The sequence below is a fragment of the Pedobacter yulinensis genome, from assembly GCF_003029735.1.
GTDB classification, from domain to species: Bacteria; Bacteroidota; Bacteroidia; order Sphingobacteriales; family Sphingobacteriaceae; genus Pedobacter; species Pedobacter yulinensis.
The window spans coordinates 460,339-473,736 of sequence record NZ_KZ686270.1 but is presented as its reverse complement, the minus strand read 5'-3'; the positions used below and the strand labels follow the sequence as shown (position 1 = coordinate 473,736).

The 13,398-nt window shown below is 50.8% G+C and carries 14 protein-coding genes; 8 read left to right on the top strand and 6 right to left on the bottom strand.

All coding sequences use genetic code 11. From position 1 onward, the window contains the following. The first annotated feature begins 12 nt into the window (after positions 1-12). The 6 genes from C7T94_RS16595 to C7T94_RS16570 all read left to right on the top strand — a co-directional run bounded on the left by C7T94_RS16595 (position 13) and on the right by C7T94_RS16570 (position 4,574). Positions 13-1,104: an ABC transporter permease gene (locus C7T94_RS16595; RefSeq protein WP_107216668.1), complete on the top strand. Its 1,092-nt coding sequence runs from the start codon at positions 13-15 to the stop codon at positions 1,102-1,104. Between the two features lie 78 nt (positions 1,105-1,182). Beyond that, positions 1,183-1,584, top strand: coding sequence for a hypothetical protein (locus tag C7T94_RS16590; protein ID WP_162618741.1), 402 nt, complete (start codon positions 1,183-1,185; stop codon positions 1,582-1,584). A 61-nt stretch (positions 1,585-1,645) separates the two neighbouring features. Then, the gene (locus C7T94_RS16585; protein WP_107216664.1) at positions 1,646-2,128 is read left to right on the top strand and encodes a hypothetical protein; all 483 of its coding nucleotides are present in this window, start codon (positions 1,646-1,648) and stop codon (positions 2,126-2,128) included. Positions 2,129-2,189: 61 nt separating this feature from the next. After that, complete coding sequence (locus C7T94_RS16580; protein WP_107216661.1) at positions 2,190-2,687, top strand: hypothetical protein; 498 nt, start codon at positions 2,190-2,192, stop codon at positions 2,685-2,687. A gap of 166 nt (positions 2,688-2,853) precedes the next feature. Continuing rightward, positions 2,854-4,146 (top strand): phosphopyruvate hydratase, encoded by a 1,293-nt coding sequence (gene eno / locus C7T94_RS16575; RefSeq protein ID WP_107216659.1) that lies wholly within the window; start codon positions 2,854-2,856, stop codon positions 4,144-4,146. A gap of 116 nt (positions 4,147-4,262) precedes the next feature. After that, positions 4,263-4,574, top strand: coding sequence for an FtsB family cell division protein (locus tag C7T94_RS16570; protein ID WP_317046927.1), 312 nt, complete (start codon positions 4,263-4,265; stop codon positions 4,572-4,574). Here the strand turns inward: C7T94_RS16570 and C7T94_RS16565 are convergent. Both C7T94_RS16565 and C7T94_RS16560 read right to left on the bottom strand, forming a co-directional pair. Beyond that, positions 4,571-5,188, bottom strand: coding sequence for a trimeric intracellular cation channel family protein (locus C7T94_RS16565; protein ID WP_107216658.1), 618 nt, complete (start codon positions 5,186-5,188; stop codon positions 4,571-4,573). The two genes, C7T94_RS16570 and C7T94_RS16565, sit on opposite strands and share 4 nt — an antisense overlap. 35 nt (positions 5,189-5,223) lie before the next feature. Further along, on the bottom strand, positions 5,224-7,308 hold the full coding sequence (locus C7T94_RS16560; RefSeq protein ID WP_107216656.1) for a vWA domain-containing protein: 2,085 nt from the start codon (positions 7,306-7,308) through the stop codon (positions 5,224-5,226). A gap of 49 nt (positions 7,309-7,357) precedes the next feature. Here C7T94_RS16560 and C7T94_RS16555 point away from each other — a divergent pair, with 49 nt between their 5' ends. Beyond that, complete coding sequence (locus tag C7T94_RS16555; RefSeq protein WP_107216654.1) at positions 7,358-8,107, top strand: L,D-transpeptidase family protein; 750 nt, start codon at positions 7,358-7,360, stop codon at positions 8,105-8,107. Here C7T94_RS16555 and C7T94_RS16550 read toward each other — a convergent pair. Next, positions 8,088-8,765: a class I SAM-dependent methyltransferase gene (locus tag C7T94_RS16550; protein ID WP_107216652.1), complete on the bottom strand. Its 678-nt coding sequence runs from the start codon at positions 8,763-8,765 to the stop codon at positions 8,088-8,090. The genes C7T94_RS16555 and C7T94_RS16550 overlap by 20 nt on opposite strands. A 71-nt stretch (positions 8,766-8,836) precedes the next feature. Then, complete coding sequence (locus C7T94_RS16545) at positions 8,837-9,091, bottom strand: hypothetical protein (RefSeq protein WP_239495052.1); 255 nt, start codon at positions 9,089-9,091, stop codon at positions 8,837-8,839. Between the two features lie 290 nt (positions 9,092-9,381). On the opposite strand from C7T94_RS16545, the gene C7T94_RS16540 reads away from it, so the two are divergent. Beyond that, positions 9,382-9,735, top strand: a complete 354-nt coding sequence (locus tag C7T94_RS16540; RefSeq protein ID WP_107216649.1) for a single-stranded DNA-binding protein — start codon at positions 9,382-9,384, stop codon at positions 9,733-9,735. A 247-nt stretch (positions 9,736-9,982) separates the two neighbouring features. Here the strand turns inward: C7T94_RS16540 and C7T94_RS16535 are convergent, their stop codons facing one another. Together C7T94_RS16535 and C7T94_RS16530 are read right to left on the bottom strand one after the other, a co-directional pair. Beyond that, positions 9,983-12,040, bottom strand: a complete 2,058-nt coding sequence (locus tag C7T94_RS16535; protein ID WP_107216647.1) for a TonB-dependent receptor — start codon at positions 12,038-12,040, stop codon at positions 9,983-9,985. A gap of 52 nt (positions 12,041-12,092) precedes the next feature. Next, positions 12,093-13,388, bottom strand: a complete 1,296-nt coding sequence (locus C7T94_RS16530; RefSeq protein WP_107216645.1) for a PQQ-dependent sugar dehydrogenase — start codon at positions 13,386-13,388, stop codon at positions 12,093-12,095. Between the last annotated feature and the right edge of the window lie 10 nt (positions 13,389-13,398).

Sequence of the window (13,398 nt, the reverse complement as noted above, 5' to 3'; positions counted from 1 at the left end):
TTACAACCAAATATGCAAAAAGCCTACAGCAATACCACCGCAACCCTGACCCTTGCTAAGGCAAGTTTCAGGTCAATCCTGCGCAGTCCATCGGCCGTTATTTTTACACTCGCATTTCCGCTCATCTTCATTTTGGTGTTCGGTTTCCTGAGCAATGGCGGTATTCGCGTCAGGCTGGGCGTTGACCCGGGCTCTGACCTGCAGAATCCCGTTATCGCGGCGATGCAGCAAACGAAGGTGATCAAGCTGATCCAGGACAAAACTGCATCAGAACTGCGGGAGAGCCTGGAGAAAGGACATATAGATGCGCTGATCAGCGTACGTAGAAACACTTCCGGTAAACCGCTTTTTATTGCAGACATCAGGTACACGTCTGCATCGGCCGACAAGGGAAATATTCTCCGCTCGCTCATCACCAACCTGATGTACAAATTAAATATGCACGATGTTAAACCCAGCGTTGCAGATGTACGGGAGCAGACCGTTAAAGGCCGGATGTACCGGACGATAGACTTTATCCTGCCCGGGCAACTGGGTTTTTCTCTGCTTAGCACGGGCGTTTTCGGTACGGCTTTCGTATTTTTCAGCCTGAGACAGAACCTGGTCATTAAACGGTTCTTCGCTACACCCGTTAAGCGCTCCAGCATCGTGATCGGCGAAGGGATCGCCCGCATTGGTTTCGCGTTACTCGGCGCACTCGTTATTATCCTGATCGGGCACTTCTTTTTTCATTTTACCCTGATTCACGGTTTCATTACGGTAATCAACATGCTTATTCTCTGTTTTTTGGGTGTGCTGGTATTTATGGGCTTCGGGTTTGTGGTTTCAGGCCTGGCCAGGAGTGAAAGTACTATACCACCCATTTCAAATATCATTACCCTGCCCCAGTTCCTTTTGGCAGGCACATTTTTTTCGATCGAGGCGTTCCCCGAATGGCTGCAGCCAATTAGCCGGGTGCTGCCGTTAACCTATCTGAACGATGCGATGCGCCTGGTAGCCTTCGAAGGCGCAGGCCTCTGGGAAGTAAAAACACAGATATTGGTGCTGCTTGTTTGGGGTATCGCGATTTATGCCCTTGCTGTAAGGACCTTTAAATGGGAATAAGTGGTTTTAAATTGCTGCGGCTTTGTAGCGAAGGGAAACCTGCCGGCGTTTTTGCAGGTGTCCAAACAAAAGAACAGTATGAAAAATTCATTCTTCGCCATCACAACCCTGCTCCTTTTTATTTTCAGTGCCTGCAGTAAAGACAAAGACCAGGGCGTGCCCGAAGAGAACTTGTCGCCAATCATTCAAACAGAGCTTCCTGCGAGCGTCAATTCCCTTGATCCCATCCAGTTCAATGTTCACCACCTTGTTTTTAATGGCTGCGGCCGCTACGATCGCGCGGTGACAAAGGCGGATGGCAAAACGATTACAATCACCTTCCTGGCAAAATATGCAGATGGGTTTTGTACCATGGACGTACCTACCCGTGTTACACCCTACACCTTTGTGCCAAAAGAAAAGGGAACCTACACCTTCCGTTTCAGGTCGGGTCACAAGAGCGAAGAAAAGTATATCGAGCAGCAGCTTGAGGTCAGGTAATCCATAACCTGCCGAACTATCTTGCATCAGCGTTGTTATACAGATATCAACCTGATCAATCATGAAAAAAGTATTGCTTGCTGCTGCCTGCGCCCTGGGTGTTGCCGTTGGCTGCAACAACGACCGCAAACCCACCTCGAACACTGAACTGGCAGACAGTTCGACGGCTAAGTCCGACTCCCCAATCGAGGAAGCAAAATGTTATACCTATATTAAAGGAAAAGACACTGCGCAAGTACACTTGATTACAAAAGACCAGGCCGTAACCGGCCATATGCTGGTCAGTTTTTTTGAAAAAGACCGGAACTCAGGTGCTTTAACGGGCAGAATTGTCGGCGATACCATTATCGCAGATTACAAATTCATGTCTGAAGGAGTGGAATCGGTCAGGCAGGTCGCTTTTTTGAAACAGGGCGGAAAGCTGGTAGAAGGTTATGCTGAGATAACCGAACAGGATGGCAAAATGGTCTTTAAAAATACGCATGACCTGAAGTTTGACAGCAAGTTTCCGTTAACGGAAACAGAATGTCCAACCAGCATGTAGCCTTCGTGGGGCTGCTGCATACCAAAAGACAGGATGGGACGTTTTAAGAACAGGAGGCAAGATGCTCATACAGAACGAACTGAAGAACGAAGAGATTACGGTGTTGAGCGTTCCGGTGCATTATCCTAAAGAGACGCTGCTTCGCAGCAAATTGCGCGCCTCATGGAAAAAGGGCATTTTACTCGTGGTCGTCGCCTCACTGCTTGCCGCCGGACTGCTCAGCCTGGTGAATCTCTCAAATTTTCTGCTCCAGTTTTTTGTTACCCTGCTTATCTTTGCCGCCTTGGGTTACGTTCTGATTGCCTGGTCTGTGAAAAGGGAATCTGAGCGCCTCAGAAGCCTGCAGCTGGAACTGGAGTTGACCGAGGCCGGGGTTAGTTTCGTAAACCACACCCTGAATAAACGCAACTCTTTTAGCTGGGACGCTGTCAGGGCAACTTATACACCGGGCAAAGACTGGGAGTTCTTTTTTCCGCGAATTGGTCAGTATGCTTTTATCTCCGAAAAAATGCTTACCGAACGTTACCACAGCAAGATCCTTTCCTGGTCAAAGCATTAAGGTTCCCCCGGTCTTTATGCGATGGGCAAATTGCGCTATTTATGAACTTTTTCTTAATTTTCAGCCTAAAAAACCGATTATTTAAAATTTATTATAACTTTGAGTCGACACTTAGAGGTGTGTAAAAAATACACTAAGTGAGTTTAATTAATAAAAATCAAATAGAATGAGTTCAATAATTAATGTCCATGCCAGACAGATCCTCGATTCACGGGGAAATCCTACCGTCGAAGTAGAAGTAATTACCGAGGCCGGCGCAATGGGACGTGCTGCCGTACCGTCAGGTGCCAGTACCGGAACCCACGAAGCCGTTGAATTGCGTGATAACGACAAGAATACTTACATGGGAAAAGGCGTTTTGAAAGCCGTTGAAAATGTAAACAGCAAGATCTCGAAAGCGCTGAAGGGCATTGAAGTATCTGAACAAAATCAAATCGACAAGATCATGATCGATCTTGACGGTTCTGAAAATAAAGGCTCACTTGGTGCGAACGCAATCCTTGGCGTGTCACTGGCTGCTGCCAAAGCTGCGGCGCAGGAAAGCGGGCAGTCACTTTACCGCTATATCGGCGGCGTAAATGCAAACACCCTTCCGATCCCGATGATGAACATCCTGAACGGTGGTGCGCATGCCGATAACAAGATCGACTTCCAGGAATTTATGATCATGCCGCTTGGTGCTGCTTCTTTTTCTGAAGCGCTGCAGATGGGAACGGAGGTCTTTCATCACCTGAAAACGGTATTGAAGAAAAAAGGCTATTCTACCAACGTTGGCGACGAAGGTGGTTTTGCCCCGAACATTGGTTCTAACGTTGAGGCGATCGAAACCGTTCTGACCGCTATCGAAGCCGCAGGTTATACGCCTGGTAAAGATATCTGGATTGCAATGGATGCCGCAACTTCAGAAATGTATGACAGGGAGAAAAAAACCTACAGCTTCCACAAATCTTCCGGAGAGGTTCTGACCTCAGAAGAAATGGTAAGATACTGGGTAGACTGGGTAGAGAAATATCCGATCATTTCGATCGAGGATGGCCTGGACGAGGATGACTGGTCTGGCTGGGAGGCCCTTACGCTGGCCATTGGCAGCAAGGTGCAGCTGGTTGGCGACGACTTATTCGTGACCAACGTAAAACGCCTGCAAACCGGTATTGAAAAGAGCATTGCCAACTCCATCCTGGTCAAAGTAAACCAGATCGGTTCGCTTACAGAAACCATTAATGCCGTTTCAATGGCGCAGATTAACGGTTATACGTCGGTCATGAGCCACCGCAGCGGCGAAACTGAAGACACCACGATCGCCGATCTTGCCGTGGCCCTTAACTGCGGTCAGATCAAAACCGGTTCAGCTTCCCGCTCAGACAGGATTGCAAAATACAACCAGCTGCTCCGTATAGAAGAAGAGCTGGGCAGTTCGGCACGGTTTATCGGCAAAGACTTTAAATTCTTGAAAAAATAAACGGCGTTTGCGAGGCAACTGTTGATAAGTTGAAAAACTGGTCAATGAAACATCCGGAGATTTAAAAATCTTCGGATGTTTTTTTTCTTTATGTTTGTAGTCCAATCTTGGTCTGTATGAAAAGTATCAGAAAAATGGTCAGCCTGCTCCGGAACAAATACTTCCTGGCTACGTTGATTTTTGCTGTCTGGATGTTGTTCTTCGACCGCAATGACATTGTATCGCAGTATGAATATGGCCGCCAGGTCGACAAACTGCAGGAGGAGAAAGACTTCTACGAGAAAGAGATCATGCAGGTAAAAAAAGACCTGCGCGAACTCGATACCGACTTGCAGACTGCTGAAAAGTATGCCCGCGAGCGTTATTTCATGAAGAAAGACAATGAGGATGTTTTTGTCATTATCCGGGAAAATAAAAAAGAAGACTAACTCCTGAAATACGAGGCGGGCAGCGACAATTTGTAGCGCACAACGACTACCCGCATGCCGAATATAAAGGCGATCACGATAACCTTGGCCAGGTCGGCTTTGAGGTTAAAATACACCAGGATGAAATATAATATACCGCCCAGAATGCAAACAGTTGCATAAATTTCCTTTCTGAAAACGAGGGGGATCTGGTTTAGCAGCGTATCACGTATAATGCCCCCAAAGCAGCCAGTAATGGTGCCCAGCGCCACGCACATACCGGGCTCGAGGCCGAAAACGATCCCTTTCTGCAACCCAAGCATCGTAAACAACCCGAGACCCATGCTGTCAAACACGAACAACGTTACTTTGAATTTTTTAATGTGGGTTTTGAAATAGATGGTAGCCAGCGAAGTGAGGAGAATAAGCAGGCAATAGTTCACATCGCGCATCCAGGCCACGGGTGTGTCGCCCAGCAGCAGGTCCCGGACGGTTCCACCCCCGATTGACGTAACAAAGGCAATGATGAGTACCCCGAACGGGTCCAGGCGTTTCTGCATGGCCGCAAATGTTCCCGAGATCGCAAACGAAATCGTTCCTAGAACTTCAATAATCTCTGAGGTGCTGAAATGCATGCAATGAAGATAAGCATTGCCGTTTAAAGTCCGTGCTACACAGCTCCATTTCGCTTACGCATCAGCCATTCGGCGGTAAGCAGCAGCAGCACCAGGAAGAAGACCGTTTTAATGCCAACCGGTTCTTCGTATCGAAGGTCCTCATAACTCACGGTGCGGATGTCCGGATTTTTTTTCAGGTCATTGGTAATGTTGAGCAGATCGGCGGGGCGGTAACGTTTTCCGGAGCTTTGTGCTGACAGGCTTTGCAGCAATTGGTGGTCTGCAGTGGTTTGCCGGTATTCCAGTTGTGTGGAAGTGACGAAAAACCTACCCTGAAAACTGTAATTTTTGTTCTTGAAGCTGGCACTGGCTTCGTATGCGTAGTTGCCCTGGCTGAAAGTTCCGGCATCGAGTCGGTAATGGTCTTCTGAGGGAGAGAAAACAAAGTTATAGCGTTTCCCGCTTTCTGACCTGACCTGCATGCGGATGGTGGCTTCGGTAACTGGTTCGTAACTGTCATTATAGAGCGATGCATGGAACAGCACATGCTCGTTTTCTTCAAACCCTGGCCTGGCTGTAGCGACCCGAAGCTTGCGTTTATCGTCTTTGGCGGTCAGGAACTGTGCAGATTTCTGAATCAGTTCATTGAAAGCCGGCGTTGTCTCGCCTTCCTTTGCTTCGGCAAGACGCCAGCGCCAGAGGCCTTCGCCCAGTAAAAATCCCTGCTTGCGGCCCGCCTCAGCTGTAAAGAAAAGCATGGGGACGCCGGTTTCCAGCCGCCCGATTCGCCGAAGTAATACTGGAGTTACCTGGGCCGATACATCCAGCTGCGAGAACGGAAGCTGCAGGGGATCGAAGTTCTTCAGTTTTCCAGCGTTTGCGGGGTCGAGCATAAAGGCCGTTCCCGTGATGGCAGGATAGGGATGAGCTTCCTGCAAACTGCCGCCGCTGGCTGATATTTTCACGGCCTGTTGTGCCATGCTGAGGCTGCGAAGGTCGCTCTGCGCACCGACGATGTACCAAAGCGGGGTTCTCGTCGCAGGGAGCTTATTCAAGAAGATCCGCTCATTGCCCTGCAGAAACGGCAACTGGTATAAGACGACCAGGTTATAGTCTGCAGGATTCAGCTTTTCCAGCGCGGGTCCGATAGCTGTAGTTACCTCGAAATGCCGGTTGCCTTCAAGTGCCTGTCTGATCGCGGCCATATCCGGATGGGGCGCAGCAGCAGCCAGCAGGATCTTTTGACGGCCGTCAATGACATCTACGAAAAAGGACTGGCTGTTGTTGAGCGTGGTCGATTCGCCATTCAAGGGGGCAAGCCGTACCGTGTATTGATGAATGCCCGGGCTGGACGCCCTGACCTTTAACGTAATGGTCTGGTGGCTTTCCGCTTTATCAAAACGGACCGGTTTGCTGTCTAACTTCTTGCCCTTTTCATAGATAGCCAGTTCAGAGCGCTCCCCCTGGCTTTTGTAGGCATCGGCAGCAACCTCGACGTTGAAAACGTTGTCCAGGTAGGCCATGTCGTTATAGCGTACATCGCTGACAGCCAGATCACGGCGTACGGTTGCATCGCCCAGCGCGATGGTGTATACCGGCGCCGCAAGTTGTGCGAACAGATATTGCGGATTTCCGCCCCGGTTGAAGATCCCGTCAGTAGCCATGACAATGGCGCCCACGTTGCGGTTCATCAGCCGGTTTACAAGTCCGGAAGCCATGGCAGCTGCATCCGTAAATTTTCCGTTTGGTTTGAAGTTCAGCCCCGAAGCTGCCCGCTCATTAAAATGCAGGACTTCTACCTGGTAATCGTTACGCAGTTCCCTGACCAGTTTTTTCAGGTCCTGCTCATACCGGCGGCGGTCAAACCCTGAGGGGGAGGTATGGCTGACCGAGGGAGAGTTGTCTTGGGCAATAACGATCAGCGGCTTTTCCACTTCATAGCGCATGCTGCGGTAGGGAGGCAGAAACAATAAGGCAAAGATTGCCGCCACAGCCACTGTGCGCAGACCGGCAAACAGAATACGCTGCGGGCGGCGCAGACCGCCGGGGCTGGCATACAGCAGCCATGCATATAACGAACCTGCTGCGAGGCTGAGCAGGATGACCACGAAAGAATGCATGGAAAACAAGTTGTTCATCGGCAGTCTGTAAAGATGCAAAAATTAGCTAAATTGCTGAACAAGGCTTATGACGAAAATCGGTTCGCTTGCACTGGGGCTTATGCTGCTGCTTACGCAAAAAATGAATGGACAAAGTACGTTTAAAACGAAACAGCTTTCTTTTGAAAGGGTAGCGAAGGCTTACGATGCAGTATGGCCGGTGCTTCGCAGGCAATTGGATGAGGCTGGTGCAGGTAAGCGGTTTGAGATTTTTCTTCAGGCTTTCAAAGCCGAAGGAAAACTGGAACTGTGGCTTAAAGCTCCCGCAGAACGGCAGTTTCGTTTGTTCAGAACCTATGACTTCTGCGCTCGCTCGGGAACGCTTGGGCCTAAACTGGCCGAGGGTGACTTGCAGACCCCCGAAGGTTTTTATAAAATCAATGCGTTTAACCCCCTGAGCGCTTACCATCTTTCGCTGGGTATCGACTATCCGAACGCCGCCGATCTGTTCCGGAGTGGCGGCCGCCCACCCGGCGGCGATATCTATATCCACGGAAATTGCGTTACCGTAGGCTGCATCCCCCTTACAGATGAAAAGATCAGGGAGGTGTACGTGATGGCGGTGGAAGCCAGGGCAAGTGGTCAGGACGAGATTCCGGTTTTTATTTTTCCTTTCAAAATGGAACCTGACCAGTTTCGGCGCCAATCAAAAAGCTGGCCCGCTCACCAGGGCCTCTGGAAACAACTCGAGCCGGCCTACAAACATTTCAGGGAGCACCACACCTTGCCCCGGGTGGCGGTTGGTCGTACCTACAAGGTTATCCCAGCAGCGCGGTGAATTTCATGACATAAAAGTCGCGTTCAACGGTGACCCCGTTGGGAGCTGTGATCGTTTCTTCAAAGTGGGTATTGCTAACCCCACCGAAACCAACAGCCATCATCAGTCTGGCAATCTGCTCCGGTTCATACAGGGTGAAACCAAACTGCGTGAAAGGTAATTTCTCCATAAACTGTGCGGAGCAAAAACCCAGGCACACACAGCCTCCTGGTTTGAGTACGCGACTGATTTCGCCGGCATAGGCAAGCGGGTCCTCCCAAAAATAGATCGTATTGACAGAAAAGGCGCCGTCGAACGTAGCGTTATCAAATGGCAGGGTCTTGCCGTCTGTAAGCAAAAACCGCGTACGGGGTGCCCAGTCTGACACGGCAGCGATGTTCCTGGCCTCGACAAGCATGGTCTCGGAGATATCGGCCCCGGTATACCTGAGGTTCCTGTATTTCGAAAACAGGTAGTTCAGATGGGCGGCATTGCCAAAACCGAGTTCAAGCACATCAGACCCCGATGCGGGTTCCAGCCCATCAAGTGTTTTACGGATCATGTTGGCATTGTTGTGCTCCATGCCGGTGGCTGTTCTGATGCCGCCTTCGCCTTCCGGGCACCGAAGCTGCCTTGCAACTTCACGCTGGCTGTCCAGTTCTGCGGATAAATTGTTCATGGAATTTTTTGCAAAAGATCGTCAAATTTCATGAAAAACACACTCTGCGTAACCGTACAGGTTCGCGCACATCAGTACCTTTCCGGAAGATCACGGACGAGCAGGATCTGGTCTGATTCAAGCCCCAGATAACCCTGGTCATAACAAAAAACATAGCGTTGGCCTCTTCTTGTCATGTAAGTGTGTGTGTGGTATTGAAAATTAAACCCGGCTCTGAGCAGAACCGATTTATTGACAACCAGCTTTCCCGTCGGATTAAGTTTTTCCAGGACTTCCCTGTTCTTTTTTAAAAAACAGTCGATTCGTTTCACGATGGCTACAGGCATCTTTTTATTTCGGTTATTGTAACTGCTCCTGCACTGATCATCGCAAAATTTTTTGTCTGCGCGGCCATTCAGGGGGCGATCACACTCTCTGCAATTGTTGTTCATAGGTTGGTTTATTAAATATAAAGAAATTTTTTAAATCATGTGTTTTTTGGGCGGGTTAATTGAGTTATCCGGATATATCCGTGTATATCCGGATATTCTCCGGTTCGGGCGGCGCGAAGACCTCATCTTTGTTTTGTCGGCAGGACGGTATCTGCCGGTCGTTAATCATCCGTTCACTTAAATACATGAAAAAAATGGAAGCACCAAAAAACAGCCTTCGCATCATGGGCCGCACAGGTTCGGCCCTGCAAGTTATTCAGCTCGCAAACAACAGGAAACTAGCCAAGGTAAGCCTGGCCGTCAATGAATATTTCGGTACGGCAGGCAACCAAACTAAACACACTGACTGGTTCAACCTGCTTTTTTGGAACGACCATGTTGCGCTTGCCGAACAACTGATCAAAAAAGGCGCAGCCTACCAGGTTGAGGGCCGGGTGAGGGTTAATACATACGAGGGCAAGGATGGCGTAAAACACGCTTCAATCGACGTTATTGTTAACGAGATTGAAGAAGTGAAGCATGCCCCGAAAGAGGAATAGTTGGGTTGGGTTCATGGGTGCCGCGGCCCCGGATGGGGTCGCGGCTTTTTTGCTGTCGAGTTGCTCGCCGTCTGCGTGATTGATTGCGCCCTCGCGGTGCTTTTACATGGCCGCCAAATTTAATTGCTAAAATGCATGGCTTGCCTGTGGTACCAGAGGTCGGTGGAACAAGCCTTGTGCTGTAGTCGCACGCCGATTTGGGCTCACTCGGACGCGCGCTGTGGTTACGGGACTTGTACTTGCCGTGTTAGCGAATCTCCATGCTCAGGCCTGCGTAATAGTTGCGCGGTGCCGCAGCATTGTAGTATCGTTTGCCAAAGGCGTTAAGGTCATTCCCGAGGCTGTACCGCTGATTAAGCAGGTTGTCTGCTCCTGCAAAAAAATTGATTTTGCCAGGCCCGAGTCTGATGGCTGCGCAACTAATACGGGCTTCCAGCAGGTGGTACCGTCGCGAGTAATCAAGATTGGCATCGTCAAGCGGAATGGCATCGGTGAAATTGTGTTGCACGAAGAGGTCGAGGCGCAGGGGCAGCAGCACATGCAGGCTGTTAACAGCCACCCATTTCGGAACGCCGGTCAGGCGGTTGCCGGAATAGTCAGTATCCGCATTGCGGTAGCCGGCAAACCTGAAGTCGCTGTAGGTCGTTGCAATGCGCCATTCAAGTCCCCTGATCAGTTGCTTTTCAGCGGGCCTGATCAGCCAGAGATTTCCCTGAAGTTCCAGTCCCTGCTGACGCGTACCGCCGGCATTAATAAAATACTCCAGGTCATTAGGCGTAAGCCGGCGTACAATGGCCCGGTTTAAGCGATAGTCGAACGCGGCAATATTCAGGCTCCACCACCGGCCGGGGTGTTCATACCGGAGGCCAGCTTCATAATTGTTGCCTGATTCGGCATCCAGCGCCGTGTTAATCTGGTTATCAGAAGCCCTTACCTCTGAGATCGTCGGTGTTGAATAACCCCGGGCAGCCGACGCACGCAAAGCCAGGCCCGGCGCCAGCAGGTAACTCAGTGCCAGTCTGGGCATTAATTTCGGATCAAACCGGCGTTCATTCTCCGCCGTCTGCTGTGGGAAAAAACTTTGGTATTGGTACCCGTACCTGTTCAGGCTGATACCCAGTTCGGCCTGTAGCCGTTCGCCAAATTCGGTTCGCAGGTGTGCGAAAAGAAAGGACTGGGTCGCCCGGAGGGCATCATCTGCCATCGGCGCCGCTGCAGTACCCCGTTGGTTTTGATAATTTTTGACCGTCGAGCCCGTGACCAGGTGCTCAGCACCAAGGTGCAGGTTTAGCCGGGTATTTTCCAGCTTTTCAGCAAATTCAAAATAGGTTCGAAAACCGAACGTCTGCTCTTTGCGCTGCTCATAATTTGTAATAAACGGGTTTTCGAAATCGGAAGCTGACGCAAATACCGCCGCCACATGTTTTAACTTTTTACCGAGGTCGGCTTCATTGCTCAAGCCGCCAAAAAAAGTCCGGTTGTAGATAGCAGCCTGCTGCTCCTCCGCTCCGGGATTGGGACCAGCAGCCGGCCGGGCGGCTGAGGCATTGGCCTGATATTGACCGAGTGTGAGTCCACCGGGCGTCTGGTAGCCGAGGTCAGAGTAGATCACCAGTGCCCTGATCCGGTCATGATCGCCGGCATGTATCCAGGGTGCAAGCTGCAGATACTTCCTGTTCATGGCGCTGTTATTGCGATAGCCATCGCTTTGGTGCCAGGCCTGCTTGATCTGGATTCCAGCATGCTCCCCCTGTAAGTCGAGTCGTGCGCTTTCCCGGCGCAGACCGAAGGAGCCGCCCGAAAGGGATACGGACGCGAATGGCGGCGTTTTATCGCCGATTGAGGGATCAATAACGATTACACCGCCTGAATTGGCACCGTAGAGGTCTGATTGAGGTCCCTTCAGCACCTCCACCCGGTCTATCGCACTCATGTCGATCAGGTTCAGGTAGGTGTTGCCTCCTGCATCGGTGAGCGGAAAGACATCCAGGTAAATTTTCGTATTGCGGATCCCAAAAGGAGAACGAAGCAGGCTGCCGCGCAACGACAAACGGTAACTGCCCGGCGATCGCTCTTCCATCCTGACGCCGCTCAGGCTGTTCATTGCACTTACCGGTGAGGCCGTTGTATGATTGCGAAGTTGCGCGGGGTTCAGGATGCCCGCAGCAGTTGCTGACTTAAGTGCTGGCCGTTTATTGAGACCCGAACGTATGCTCACGTCGTCCAGCCTGACGCTGGAGTCCTGTTGGGCAGATACATGCACACTGGCCAGCATGCCGGCAATTACAAGGCAGAAAAGTTTCATACAGATCGGGGCGCAAAATACTTAAAAGCAGCAGACTTTCGGCGACTCTGCACTATTTCGCAGCTACCCGCCAGATCACGCCGCTCACATCGTCTGCCACCAGGAGTGCGCCGTCGGGTGTTTCTGCAATCCCAACAGGTCTGCCATATACTTCCCGGGTGTCTTCATTTGCAATAAAACCGGTCAGAAAATCCTGCGGAGCGCCTGAGGGTTTTCCCTTGCTGAAAGGAACAAAGAGGACCTTATAGCCTGAGAAAGAAGAACGGTTCCACGATCCATGCTGGCCTATGAATGCACCACCACGGTATTTGGCCGGAAACCTGGTTTTGGTGTAAAACGCCAAACCGAGAGAAGCTGTGTGCGCGCCGACGGCGAGGTCAGGTACGATCGTCTTTTTTACCAGGCCGGGGTTCTGACCCTTTAGGCGGGGATCTTCATGGGGTCCGAAGTAGGCGAACGGCCAGCCATAGAACCCGCCGCGCTGCACACTGGTGATGTAATCGGGCACCAGGTCATCGCCCAAACCATCGCGTTCGTTTACAGCGGTCCAGAGTGTGTTGGTTCCCGGCGCCCAGGCCATGCCCACCGGGTTGCGCAAACCGCTTGCATAAAGTACTTCGTTAGCTCCGTCCGGATCAACCTCGAGAACGGCTGCCCGGCGTACTTCATTTTCCAAACCGTTCTCCCCAACATTGCTGCCCGAACCAACCGAAACATAAATTTTGGTCTGGTCTGCATTGGTGATCAGGTTGCGCGTCCAGTGGTTGTTGTATCCGCCGGCCGGGAGGTCAAGTATTTTCTTTCCGGCGGCAAGAATCACGGTGTCGCCGGTTTTATAAGGATAGGTGTAAATTCCATCGGTGTTGGCTACGTAAAACGTCTGCCCGATGATGGCCATGCCATAAGGCTGGTCCAGGTTACCCAGGAAACGGGTAACAAGTTCGGGTTTGCCATCGGCATTCGCATCCCGGTAAAGCACGATGGTGTTGGCGCTTTTACCGGCCACTTCAGCCTGCGACTTGCCGTTGGCATCATTTTTTTCTTTTTCCTTTTTTGACCGTTCGGAGTTTGAGAGCACGACAAATACATCGCCGTTAGGCCCAACCAGGATGTTTCGCGGGCTTTTAATACCTGAAGCGAATTTTGTTACCGTAAAGCCGGCAGGGGCTACCGGTGTCTTGCCTTCGGGCCAGCCTATCACTTTAGCAAATTTGTTTTTTGATGCACTTTCGTCAGGTGCAGGAAGTTTCAGGGCCTGGCCCGAGCCAGTTCTGATCTGCTGTTGGGCAGACGCTGTCGCGACAGACAGTACACCCATACATATCAGGCTAAAAATCGGTTTTTTCATGCGTAATCTG

What these genes read in the sequence shown, in the direction of transcription:
- C7T94_RS16545 (WP_239495052.1), bottom strand. Translation starts at nt 9,091, where the DNA reads ATGCCTGTAGCCATCGTGAAACGAATCGACTGTTTTTTAAAAAAGAAC.
- C7T94_RS16530 (WP_107216645.1), bottom strand. Translation starts at nt 13,388, where the DNA reads ATGAAAAAACCGATTTTTAGCCTGATATGTATGGGTGTACTGTCTGTC.
- C7T94_RS16555 (WP_107216654.1), top strand. Translation starts at nt 7,358, where the DNA reads ATGACGAAAATCGGTTCGCTTGCACTGGGGCTTATGCTGCTGCTTACG.
- C7T94_RS16585 (WP_107216664.1), top strand. Translation starts at nt 1,646, where the DNA reads ATGAAAAAAGTATTGCTTGCTGCTGCCTGCGCCCTGGGTGTTGCCGTT.
- C7T94_RS16560 (WP_107216656.1), bottom strand. Translation starts at nt 7,308, where the DNA reads ATGAACAACTTGTTTTCCATGCATTCTTTCGTGGTCATCCTGCTCAGC.
- C7T94_RS16535 (WP_107216647.1), bottom strand. Translation starts at nt 12,040, where the DNA reads ATGAAACTTTTCTGCCTTGTAATTGCCGGCATGCTGGCCAGTGTGCAT.
- eno (WP_107216659.1), top strand. Translation starts at nt 2,854, where the DNA reads ATGAGTTCAATAATTAATGTCCATGCCAGACAGATCCTCGATTCACGG.
- C7T94_RS16550 (WP_107216652.1), bottom strand. Translation starts at nt 8,765, where the DNA reads ATGAACAATTTATCCGCAGAACTGGACAGCCAGCGTGAAGTTGCAAGG.
- C7T94_RS16595 (WP_107216668.1), top strand. Translation starts at nt 13, where the DNA reads ATGCAAAAAGCCTACAGCAATACCACCGCAACCCTGACCCTTGCTAAG.
- C7T94_RS16565 (WP_107216658.1), bottom strand. Translation starts at nt 5,188, where the DNA reads ATGCATTTCAGCACCTCAGAGATTATTGAAGTTCTAGGAACGATTTCG.
- C7T94_RS16540 (WP_107216649.1), top strand. Translation starts at nt 9,382, where the DNA reads ATGAAAAAAATGGAAGCACCAAAAAACAGCCTTCGCATCATGGGCCGC.
- C7T94_RS16570 (WP_317046927.1), top strand. Translation starts at nt 4,263, where the DNA reads ATGAAAAGTATCAGAAAAATGGTCAGCCTGCTCCGGAACAAATACTTC.
- C7T94_RS16580 (WP_107216661.1), top strand. Translation starts at nt 2,190, where the DNA reads ATGCTCATACAGAACGAACTGAAGAACGAAGAGATTACGGTGTTGAGC.
- C7T94_RS16590 (WP_162618741.1), top strand. Translation starts at nt 1,183, where the DNA reads ATGAAAAATTCATTCTTCGCCATCACAACCCTGCTCCTTTTTATTTTC.